We start from the raw sequence: 11,694 nt of genomic DNA, 5'->3' as shown, positions 1-11,694 counted from the left end.
AACACATCTGCGGGGCAGTGATCATCACATTTACTGCTTTTTTGCCCGGATTAATCACGCTCTTGCGGAATGATTGAAATGTGACCGTTGCGCTCCAGAATGGCGTATTTGATTTTGCTGAACTCGGTGATGCCCTGGTTCTGCCGCGCTGCGACCAGAATATCATCGCAGGAGACATCCACTTTCCGCAGCTTGTCCGTAAGGGGCATCCCATTTTCCACCAGGATCACCGGAGAGCCATCGAGCACGTCCTCCGCCCCGGCAAAGGTTTTCTTCATCAGGCCAAAGAGAATATCCACCACCACCAGCGTCACGATGGTGATCATCGCCCCGGTCACCGAAAAATCATTCCCCAGCAGCGCCTGCTGTGTGGCTTCGCTAATAATCAGCAATAAGATCAGATCAAAGCTGGTCATCTGCAATAACGCCCGACGCCCCGCCACTTTAAACACCACCAGCAAAATCAGGTAGATCGCCAGTGCCCGAAAGACCATCTCCATATTGCGCTCCTAGGGATAAATAAACTGCCAGAAAGCGATTTCCGGCTCATCGTTAACGGTTATCCGGTTCACCGCTTTTCCGGGCGTCGTGGGTGTGAGGTACAGGGTCACAGAGAAATCACGCTGACTTTTGATTGTGTTGTAAACCAGGACGATGGCTTTTCCCTGGCTGTACATCCGATCGGGCTGGGGCGAGAGGGTGCCGGGCTGGAAATTATCCCTGACATCGCCGTCGAAACGAAAAATATAGTGTCCGGTATTTGAGGAGGGGACTGTTGCCCTGAGTTTAAATTCTGTTTGCAGCCGCCCAAAACGCTCGTAATAAAGGTGTAATGTCTGGTTATTATTTGTTTTTTCTGCCGAACTGAAATATCCCGTAGAAAAGAAACCGCCCAGCGCCAGCAGTAAAATAAGTAATAAAACCGCAAATCCCACCTGGCGAAATCGCGCCTCCAGGGTGAGGGCAAAACGATTTTCCTTCACGCCAGGTAATGCCTCTTGTTCGTCTTTCAGACTCGACATTTATCACCTCAACCGTTTCGCCTGCCTTTTATAGGCCATTGAGTATTAAGCACAATACTCCGTGCCCCTCGTCTTCTATGCCGGAAGAACGCACGGAAATCTGCCTTAATAGTAAGTCAGATCCGCCGTTTCGGGAGGTCAGCGTGCATTTATCTCTTTCCCCTGCCCGCTATGTGTGTCACAGGCATTCAGAATAAAGGGATTTATTTCACTTAACGTCACCAGGGGTATATAGCGATATCGTTCTTCTCAATCCTTTTTATTCCCGCGCGCAGACTCACCTACCAGAATTAGGGATAACGCACACCGGTATATCCCGTCCTTTAGGATTAATCCCCCTTTTATTCACTCTTCAATATTTAAACAATCTTACACAAATTCACATTGCATCCATTTTGCTTACACAGCACGGAATGTCCGATGATAGCCCGATCCCAATTCGCCATAATAATATCAACCGCCGCAGGGTTGTCTTTCCTGCTTCCTGCTCACGCCGCCGAGCCGGATAATCAATTTATTATTCAGCAGCAACGCCAGAAAGCGCTGGAACAGCAACTCACCCCGCCCGTGCCCGATGTGCGTCTCTCCGAGCCGTCATCCAGCTTTGGCAAAATCGCCTTTCCTGTCGAAACGCCCTGCTTTCCCATTCGCAATGTGACCCTCACCGGGCAGGACGCGCTTCCCCGCTGGCTACCGCTGCAGCGAATTGCCGACCAGGCGCAGGGCCGTTGTCTGGGCGGAAAAGGCATCAACCTGCTTATGAGCACGATGCAAAACCGCCTCGTCGACCACGGCTGGATCACCACCCGCGTGCTGGCGCCCACTCAGGATCTTAAGAGCGGCACGCTGAAGCTGGCGATTGTGCCGGGCTATATCCGCCACGTCCGGCTCACAGAGGACAGCGACGATTATATTCAGCTCTACAGCAGCTTCCCGGCGCACGCGGGTAACCTGCTGGATCTGCGCGATATCGAACAGGGGCTGGAGAACCTTCAGCGCTTGCCGACCGTAGAAGCCAGCATGGAAATTGTTCCCGGCGAACAGCCCGGTGAAAGCGACGTGGTGATCACCCGCAAGCAGTCAAAAATGTGGCGGCTGGGCTTGTCATTGGATGACGCGGGCACCGAGACCACCGGGCGCTATCAGGGCGGCGTGACGCTGTCGCTGGACAATCCTTTCTCACTTAGCGATCTGCTGTACGTCTCCGCCAGCCACGACCTCAACGATCACGGCGGCAAAGGCAGCAAGAACTACACCGGCCACTATTCTGTGCCGTTTGGCTACTGGACGCTGGGCGTGACCGGCAGTGATTACGATTATCACCAGACCGTTGCAGGCCAGAATCAGGATTACCGCTACAGCGGTAAAAGCAAAAACCTGGACATCCAGCTCAGCCGCGTGCTGCACCGCAGCGGTTCACAGAAAACGACCCTGACGGCGGACGTGCTGGCGCGAGAAACGCGCAACTATGTGGATGACACGGAAGTGGGCGTCCAGCGCAGGCAGACGGCGGGCTGGCGTCTGGGGTTACAGCACCGCCACTATATCGGCCAGGCCAGCGTGGATGCGGGGGTGAGCTATCAGCGCGGCACCCGCTGGTTCGGCGCTCAGCCGGCACCCGAGGAGGCGTTTGGCGAGGCCACGGCGCTCAGCAAAATCCTCCAGCTCAACGCTCAGCTCGATTTACCGTTTGAAATTGGCACGCAGCAGTTCCGTTACAACGTTCAGTACCTGCGCCAGATAAGCAACACACCGCTGACACCGCAGGATCAATTTGCCATCGGCAACCGCTGGACGGTGCGGGGCTTTGACGGTGAGCGCACCCTAAACGCCAGCCACGGCTGGTATGTGCGTAACGATCTGGGCTGGAGCACGCCGCTGCCCAATCAGGAGCTTTACCTGGGTGCCGACTACGGTGAAGTCGGCGGCTACAGCTCAGACCCGCTAATCGGCAAACATCTGGCCGGTGGCGTTGTGGGTCTGCGCGGAAGCGCTTTCAACACCGGCTATGACCTGTTTGCAGGCACGCCATTCTCAAAACCTGACGGGTTCCACACCAGTTCCCTCACCCTGGGGTTCAACCTCAACTGGAGCTGGTAATGCGCATAGGCAATCTGGATATCAAAGCCCCGCTGCTCCTCGGGGGCGAACAAAACGAAGCCGAAGTGTTGGGGGCCACCGTCTGGCTGTGGATGCACTCGCCCATGCACCGGGATGCACCGCTGCATACCCTGCCGACGCTCCTGCTGCCCATCATCAAACGCCAGCAGTACGTGCTGGTGGTGGAGAACGAACGCCCGGTGTTCTTTCTCAGCTGGGCATGGCTGAACGAAGAGGCAGAAGCCCGCTTCCTCACGCGTCCGTCCATAGAGATGAAAGAAGAGGACTGGGATAGCGGCGACCGCATCTGGTTTTGCGACTGGATTGCCCCCTTCGGTCACACCCGCGCCATGCAAACCTTGATTCGCCACGACCTCTTTGCCGAACACTGCTGGCGGGCGCTGTATCACCGTGGTGCCGAGCGCGGCAAGCGCGTCGTGATGTTCCACGGCAAACACGTCACCCGAGAAGCCGCACAACGCTGGCAACTGAACCACCCGCTCGCCGCCCCGCTGCCGCAAGCGTTTAAAGGAACGACCCATGAATAAGAATCTGTATCGTATCGTCTTCAACAAAGCGCGCGGCATGCTGATGGTGGTGGCAGATATTGCCCGTTCGGGTCGCGCCGGGACCACGCGTGCCGCCGGGATCGGCCATACCCACAGCCAGCTTATCGGTAAAATCAGTGCCATGAGTCTGAGTCTCTGGCTGGCAATGGGTGCGATACAGACGGCGCAGGCCAATATTGTGGCCAACGCGGGGGCGCCAAAAAACCAGCAGCCGACGGTGATCACCAGCGCCAACGGCACGCCGCAGGTGAATATCCAGACCCCTTCCAAAGCCGGGGTGTCGCGCAATAACTACACCCAGTTTGACGTCAGCCAGAAAGGCGCAATCCTCAATAACTCGCATAAAAATACCCAGACGCAGCTGGGCGGCATGGTGTCGGGCAACCCGTGGCTCGCCAAGGGCGAAGCGAAAGTGATTCTGAACGAAGTCAGCTCCCGCGACCCGAGCAAACTGAACGGCATGATTGAAGTCGCGGGGAAAAAAGCGCAGGTGGTGATCGCCAACCCGTCGGGTATTACCTGTAGCGGGTGCGGGTTTATCAACGCCAACCGCGCGACGCTCACCACCGGCCAGGCGCAGATGACCAACGGCAATCTCACCGGGTACAACGTGGAACGCGGTGAAGTGGTGGTGGACGGTGCCGGGATGGACACCTCCGGCGCGGATTACACCGATATCATCGCCCGCTCGGTCAAAGTGAATGCCGGGCTGTGGGCCAAGGATCTGAAAGTTACCACCGGACGCAACAACGTCGATGCCGCGCATGAACGCATTGAAAAAGGCGCCGATGACATCGCCACGCGACCGCAGCTGGCGGTGGATGTCGCCAGTCTCGGCGGAATGTATGCCGGTAAAATCCGCATGGTCGGGACGGAAAAAGGGGTCGGCGTGCGTAACGCCGGGGCGATGGGTGCCCAGGCCGGTAGCGTGACCCTCACCGCCGACGGGCGCATCGAAAACAGCGGCGTCATTCGGGGCAGTGAAAACGTGGCGGTGCAAACCGCCGGCGAATTCGCTAACCGGGGCGCGCTCACGGCGGGCAATAACGCCCAGGTGAAAGCCGCTACGCTCACCAGTGAGAAAAACAGCGTGCTGGCCGCCGGGGTGAAAAACGACGGCAAACTGGCAAGCGCAGGGAATTTAACCCTGAGCAGCAACGGTCAACTGAACGCCCACGGCCAGACGCTGGCAGGCGGCGATATCAGCGTCACAGGTCAGGGTGTGGATATCAGCGGCAGCCAGACCCAGGGCAAACGGGTGTTGCTCGACGGCCGCGCAGGCGATCTCACCACCGCCAGCGCGCAGGTCAGTGCCAACGAACTCACAGCCCGGGCCGGAAAACGCCTTAACAACAGCGGCGGTTCCCTCAGCGCCGAGACGGTTAATCTCAGTGCGCACGACCTCTCCAACCAACAGGGAAAAGTGATTCAGAGCGGGAAAAACGCGCTGGCGATGGATCTCAAGGGCGAGATCGATAACCAGCAGGGGCAGATCGCCGCGACGCAGGGTGTGTCGCTACACGCGCAATCGCTGAACAACACGGGCGGCCAGGTGGTTGCTGTGGCGGGGAAAACCCGCATCGATACCGGCTCCCTGAATAACGAGCGGGGGCTTATCTCCGCCGCCGCAGGCGACGGTGAGATCCACAGCGCGCAGACGCTTCGCAACGCCGGAGGGCGCATCGAAGCGGCGAAAAGCCAGCACATCGACGCCGCCGGTGTCGATAACCAGCAGGGGGTGATTGTGGCCGATGGCGCGACAATCGCGCTGAACAACGGCAGCCTGAACAATCAGTCCGGCGCCCTGCTCTCCCACGGCGTGCTCAGCGTCACCAGCGGCGCGCTGGATAATCAGAACGGTTTTCTCGCCAGTCAGGGCGCCTTAACGCTGGACGGCAGCGACATGGATAACCGCAGCGGTCAGATCGGTTCTAACCAGAGTGTCACCGCCCGCTTTAACACGCTTATGAATCAGGGCGGTGCGATAAAAGCCGTTGATGCGATGACGCTCAACGGCGGAGTGCTGGATAACAGCCACGGCGAGACTTTCGCCGGGAAAAGCCTCGCCTTCAGCGGCGAAACGCTCAACAACGCTGGCGGGCAGCTGGTGGCAGGTGAAAGCCTGACGCTCGCGCCTGCCAGCCAGTTACTCAATCAGGCCGGATTGCTGCAGGGCGATGGCGTTCAGATCACCACGGCCAGCCTGAGTAATAACAGCGGGACGCTCAACAGCCTGGGATCGCTGGATCTCTCCGCCGGTACGCTCGATAACCAGGCGGGCACGCTGGCGGCGAAAGGTGCGGCAGACATCGCCACCCTCCAGATGGACAACCGCAGCGGCGGGCGCGTGATTGGCGAATCCACCACTGCGCTTCACTCGGATAACCTGCAAAACAGCGGCGGGCAGATCCAGTCGGTGGGCGATCTGCTGATCGACAGCGCGCGCGGCGTGGTGGATAACGTCTCCGGTTTGATTCGCGGCGGGCAGAGCGTGACGCTAAATGCGATCACCTTCGTCAATCAGAACACGCTGGCTGAAAACCAGGGCCTTGAAGGCCAACAGGTGACGCTGAACACCGACGCGATCGCCAACCAGAACGGCAGCCTGCTGGCCGACACGACCCTGACCATTCGCAATACCGGTACGCTGGACAACAGTTCCGGCGCGCTGGCATCATCCGGCTTGCTGGATATTGCCGGTAGCGGGCTGAACCTCATCAACCAGGGGGGAACGGCGAAAGCGGGTCAAACGCTGAATCTGCATGCGCAAACTATCGACGGCAGCGGCCAGTTGCTCTCGCTCGGGAATATGGATCTGAGCAGTGAAAACGGCCTGAACAACAGCGGCGCGGTCATCGCTAACGGCAATCTCACCTTCACAACACCAGGCGCTGTGACCAACAGCGGGAAACTGCTGGCGGGCAGCGCGCTCAACGTGCAGAGCGCCAGTCTCACCAATAGCGCCAGCGGTGAAATCAACGCCGGCACCAATACCCTGACCACCACCGGCACGCTGGTGAACTACGGCCTGATCGATGGCATTCACACCCGCATTAATGCCGAAACGCTGAATAATATCGGCACCGGGCGTCTCTATGGCGACGCGGTGGGCGTTAACGCTATCACCTTTAACAATCTGGCGGAAAACGGTACGGCGGCAACGCTTGCCGGACGCGAGCGCGTGGACCTCGGCGTGCAGACCCTCAACAACCAGGCGCACGCCCTGATCTATAGCGCAGGCACCCTGTGGGTCGGCGGCGCGCTGGACGAGAGCGGCGCCGCGATCGGACGCGCGGCGGCAATCAATAACCACAGCGCCACCATCGAGTCCGCCGGGGATATGTCGCTCGCCGCCGGGCAGATCAATAACATCAATGACGATTTCGCGACCGAGATCGTGCTGGTTTCTCAGGAGCCGTTAACCGAGTACCAGCACTCAGGCTCCACCAACCGCTGGAAAGCGGGCGATGAGGGTGTCTGGATAGATGGCAACTCCTCAGACGGCCTGCGCAACCTCAATACGCCGGAGCTGAGCGGCCACGGGCACGACGATTTCAACGAGTATAACTACACCCGCACTATCGAAGAGACCCGCATCAAACAGAGCGATCCGGCGAAAATTCTCTCGGGCGGCAACATGACGCTGACGGGCGATCGGCTGTTTAACGATAAGAGCCAGGTTATTGCAGGCGGAACACTCTCGACCGACGCCATGGGCACAGTGCTCAACGACGATGTCGCGGGCGAACGGCACACCACCGACGCGGGTTACGTGACGCATTACTACCGCATCCGCCACAAAGGTGACGACGAACAGGGGCGTCGCAGCACTCTCTACACCCCGCCGACCGCGATTCAGAGCATTGCCTTAAAGCCAGGCCAACTGGTGAGTAACGGTAGCGTCGAGGGCAGTAACCTGAGCATCACGCCGCGGGTATTGCAGGGCACGGATACGGCGATCGGCCAGGCGGGAGGCGTCAGCGCGTCGCCGCAGCAGACCGTGTCGCCCGGCGAGCCGGTCACGCCACCGGCGGGTCAGCAGTTTGAAGTGACGCCAGCCGACGGTGCCATTCGCATTATCGGTCCAAACACCACCCTGCCGGATAACAGCCTGTTTAAGGTCAATCCGTCATCGGACGTGCCTTATCTGGTGGAAACAGACCCGCGCTTCACTAACGAAAAGCAGTGGCTCGGCAGCGACTATATGCAAAACGCCTTAACCGGCGACAGCGATAACACCCTGAAGCGCCTGGGCGATGGGTATTACGAGCAGCGTCTGGTGCGCGAACAGGTGATTGGCATCACCGGCCAGCGCTATCTGGACGGGTTTAGCAACGACGAAGAGCAATTTAAATCCCTGATGGATAAAGGGATCACCTTCGGGAAACAGTACTCGCTGAAGCTCGGCGTGGCGCTGACGCCAGAACAGATGGCGCTCCTCACGGGCGATATCGTCTGGCTGGTGAATACCCGGGTGAAAATGCCGGACGGCTCGATGCAAAACGTGCTGGTGCCGCAGGTCTACGCCAAAGTGAAACAGGGCGATATTGACGGATCTGGCGCGCTGATTGCCGGGAACAACGTATCGATGAAGCTCAATGGCGATCTGTTTAACAGCGGTACCATTGCCGGACGCAAAGTGCTTCAGCTCGATGCGAATAACATCACCAACCAGACCGGCACCCTGCAGGCGGCAGACGTTAACCTCAACGCCCGTACGGATATCAATAATATTGGCGGGGCCATCGTGGGCGGCAGCAGCCTGCAGGCCACGGCGGGCCGGGATATCAACGTCACCAGTACCGTGAACAGCGCAGAGAGTGTTAACGGCGAAAACCGCTTTACCCGCACCACCATCGACAGCGTATCCGGCATCTACGTTCAGGACGATGACGGCAAACTGGCGCTGCAGTCCGGGCGCGATATTACCCTGACAGGTGCGCAGGTGATCGCCAGCGGCGAGAACGGCAAAGCGCAGCTGGTGGCCGGGCGGGATCTGAATTTGAACACGGTCACCACCGCGCGCAGCGATAGCCTGATCTGGGATGCGGACAATACCCTCAACCAGCGCAGCGTCGATCAGACCGGTAGCAGCATCAGCGGTACCGGCGGCGTGACGCTGGTGGCGGGAAATGACATCAACGCGCGCGGAGCCTCGGTTAAATCCGACGGGGCGCTGGCGCTCGGTGCAGCACGCGATATCAACATCGAAGGCGTGCTCAACGAAAGCCAGCTCGACGAGCGGCATAAAGTGGTGGGCGGCAACGGCTGGATGTCGAAAACCACCACCACGACCCGCGACACGGTGGACAAACAGACTGTTCAGGGCAGCGAACTGAGCGCCAATACCGTGCAAGTCATCGCCGGAAATGACCTGACGGTCGCGGGAAGTAGCGTCGTCGGCAGCGGAAACGTTGCGCTAAAAGCCGGTAACGATCTGACCCTCACCAGCATGGGCGGACGCAATGACCAGACGCATCTCAGGCAGGAGAAAAAATCGGGGCTGTTAAGCTCCGGTGGGATTGGCTTTACCGTCGGCTCCCATAAAGAGACTACAGATCAGGCCAGCCAGGCGCTGGCGGGCCAGGGGGCGATGGTGGGCAGTCTGCAGGGCGATACGGTGATGCTGGCAGGCAACGACTACCGTCAGACCGGCAGTTCGGTCTCCTCCCCTAACGGCAACGTCGCGATTCAGGGGAAAAACGTCACCATCGAGGCGGCGCAGGACACCTATGCGTCGCAGTACAAACGGACCGTCGAGCAAAAAGGCTTTACCCTGGCCGTTAACGTACCGGTGGTGATGGCGGCTCGCGGCGCGCTGGAAACCGCGCAGGACGTGGGCAAAAGCAATGACGACCGCATCAACATGCTGGCTGCCGCCAACGCGGCATGGGACAGCGCCCGTGCTGCCAGCGCGATGATGAACACCGCGCAGGGGCTAATGGCGAACGGCGCGCAGGCCGTGGCGCAGAACGTGAGCGTGTCGCTCACCTATGGCCAAAGCAAGCAGACCAATACGGAAGAGATCAACAGCACCAGCGCGCTGGCAAGCACCGTTAACGCCGGTAAACAGGCGGTGGTGGTGGCAACCGGCGGCGAACAGTCGAATATCAATATCGTTGGCTCCGATGTCAGCGGCAAACAGGGCACCACCCTCTTTGCCGACAACGACGTTAATATTGTGGCGGCAAAACAGGAGCGTCACGAGCGGGACGATAACCAGTCCAGCGGCTGGAATGCCGGTGTGGCAGTGAGCTACGGCCAGGGCGGAGCCTCGTTTGGCGTCACCGCTGGCGCGAACGTCGGCAAAGGCCACGGCAACGGCGATGAGGTCTCCTGGCGCAACAGCCATGTCGGTGATATGGACGGTCAGACCCAGATCATCAGCGGCGGCACCACCACCCTGCGTGGCGGCCAGCTGCTGGGCAAAGGGGTGGATATCACCGCCGACAACCTGAATATCGAAAGTCTGCAGGACACCATGAAATACGACGGTAAGCAGATGAATGCCGGCGGGCAGGTCACGGTGGGCTTCGGCTTTGCGGCATCAGGCAATTACGGGCAGTCGAAGGTCAATGCCGATTACGCCTCGGTGCAGGAGCAGTCCGGCGTCTTCGCGGGGACCGATGGCTATCAGATCAACGTGAAGGATCACACGGACCTTAAGGGTGGCCTGATCACCTCCAGCGAAAGCGCGGAGCTGGCGGGAAATAACCAGTTCAGCACCGGCACGCTGAGCTGGAGCGATATTCATAACAGCTCGGAGTATGAAGGCAACGGGTTTGCCGTCGGGGGAGCCACCAGCATGAATACCGATTTTGGGCTGGGCGATAACGCCACGCCGCAAAGCAGCAAAACCGTGCGCACCGACGACGGTTCTTATGTCCCGGCACAGGGCTATGCCTCCCTCAACAAGAGCACGAGTTTTGGGATTGGGCATGACAGCGGCAGCGACAGCTCCGTCACCCGTAGCGGGATCAACACCGAGAATGTCACAATTACCCGCCCTGACGGGCAAACACAGCCGATCGACGGCATTAAAACGGATATCACCACCGAAACGGCGGCAGCGAATTCCGGTCGCCTTGAGAATAACTTCGATAAAGACGACGTGTTTAAAGAGCTGAATTTGCAGGTGCGCGTGACGCGTGATTTCAAAGAAAATGCGAATAATCAGATTGGGCAACTGCTCGACGCGCAGCAGGCAACGGCACAAGCTGCGTTGAAACAGGCTATAGATTCGGGCGATAAAGCGAAGCAACAAGAGGCGCTGACCGCAGTCTATAAACTGCAATATCAGCGACGCTTCCTGCAAACCCTGGTGGGGATCGTCGCCGGATCGCCGGATACCGCCATCACTCAGGGCACGCTGGCACTGGCCGCCACAAAAATGCGTGAAGAGACCATCAAAAACTCCCTGATCTTCGAGGGTATAGCAGACACTGAAAAGTCCTACAGCAACGTTTCAGGCGAGAGCAATGGTCTCTATGATGGCATTAAAGCTGGCGGTGTCAGGGTTGGTCTGGACGTGATCTGTGGTACAGCCAATGAACGCTGCTCGACGGCTGATGACGCGGGAAAAGTGCTTCTGCGTGATGAAAATGGCAGGGTCATTTATAAAGGCAATGCCGAATATCCGACCATCGATGCTTTCCTGAAAAAAAGCCCTGAAGCGGCAAGCCTCTTTGGGCCTACGGGTGGATTCCAGGGAACCGGAGGATTATTGGTTCCCTTCGGCGAATACAAGCCGGGCACATTCTGGGGGGATATTGGTGACACCATCGTCGAGTCTTATGCCGGTACGCATGATTATATCGGCGGTCAAGTGCCTGGTTTTTATGACAGCGAAGGGAATACTTCCCGCGGGCGTAACCCGTTAACGGAAACCGCGGCAAATACCTGGACCGTTGTCGCGATTCCTCTGGCCACGCCTTTCGCCATGTCCGAAATGGTTTCACCTGAGTTGCTGGACTTTATCTTTAATGCATCCAAATGAGGTTAAA

At 58.6% G+C, this 11,694-nt stretch carries 5 protein-coding genes; 3 read left to right on the top strand and 2 right to left on the bottom strand.

Going from position 1 to position 11,694, the window contains the following annotated elements; genetic code table 11:
• Positions 1-50 precede the first annotated feature (50 nt).
• Positions 51-500, bottom strand: coding sequence for a DUF421 domain-containing protein (locus tag OVA10_RS07545; RefSeq protein ID WP_102105394.1), 450 nt, complete (start codon positions 498-500; stop codon positions 51-53).
• Between the two features lie 9 nt (positions 501-509).
• Entirely contained in the window at positions 510-1,022 is a 513-nt protein-coding gene (locus OVA10_RS07540; RefSeq protein WP_268195703.1) for a hypothetical protein, read from the bottom strand.
• Positions 1,023-1,442: 420 nt separating this feature from the next.
• Here OVA10_RS07540 and OVA10_RS07535 point away from each other — a divergent pair, with 420 nt between their 5' ends.
• Genes OVA10_RS07535 through OVA10_RS07525 form a run of 3 tightly spaced genes read left to right on the top strand, consistent with a single transcriptional unit; the run spans position 1,443 to position 11,687 of the window.
• Entirely contained in the window at positions 1,443-3,122 is a 1,680-nt protein-coding gene (locus tag OVA10_RS07535; RefSeq protein ID WP_268195702.1) for a ShlB/FhaC/HecB family hemolysin secretion/activation protein, read from the top strand.
• Complete coding sequence (locus OVA10_RS07530) at positions 3,122-3,670, top strand: toxin-activating lysine-acyltransferase (protein ID WP_181826738.1); 549 nt, start codon at positions 3,122-3,124, stop codon at positions 3,668-3,670. Before OVA10_RS07535 ends, OVA10_RS07530 begins: the two co-directional genes overlap by 1 nt.
• Positions 3,663-11,687, top strand: a complete 8,025-nt coding sequence (locus OVA10_RS07525; RefSeq protein ID WP_268195701.1) for a two-partner secretion domain-containing protein — start codon at positions 3,663-3,665, stop codon at positions 11,685-11,687. The genes OVA10_RS07530 and OVA10_RS07525 overlap by 8 nt, the downstream gene beginning before the upstream one ends.
• Positions 11,688-11,694: the final 7 nt, after the last annotated feature.

It is taken from the genome of Lelliottia sp. SL45 (assembly GCF_026672535.1).
GTDB classification, from domain to species: domain Bacteria; phylum Pseudomonadota; class Gammaproteobacteria; order Enterobacterales; family Enterobacteriaceae; genus Enterobacter; species Enterobacter nimipressuralis.
Note: the sequence above shows the minus strand (reverse complement) of the source record. Positions and strands in the feature narration are given on the sequence as shown.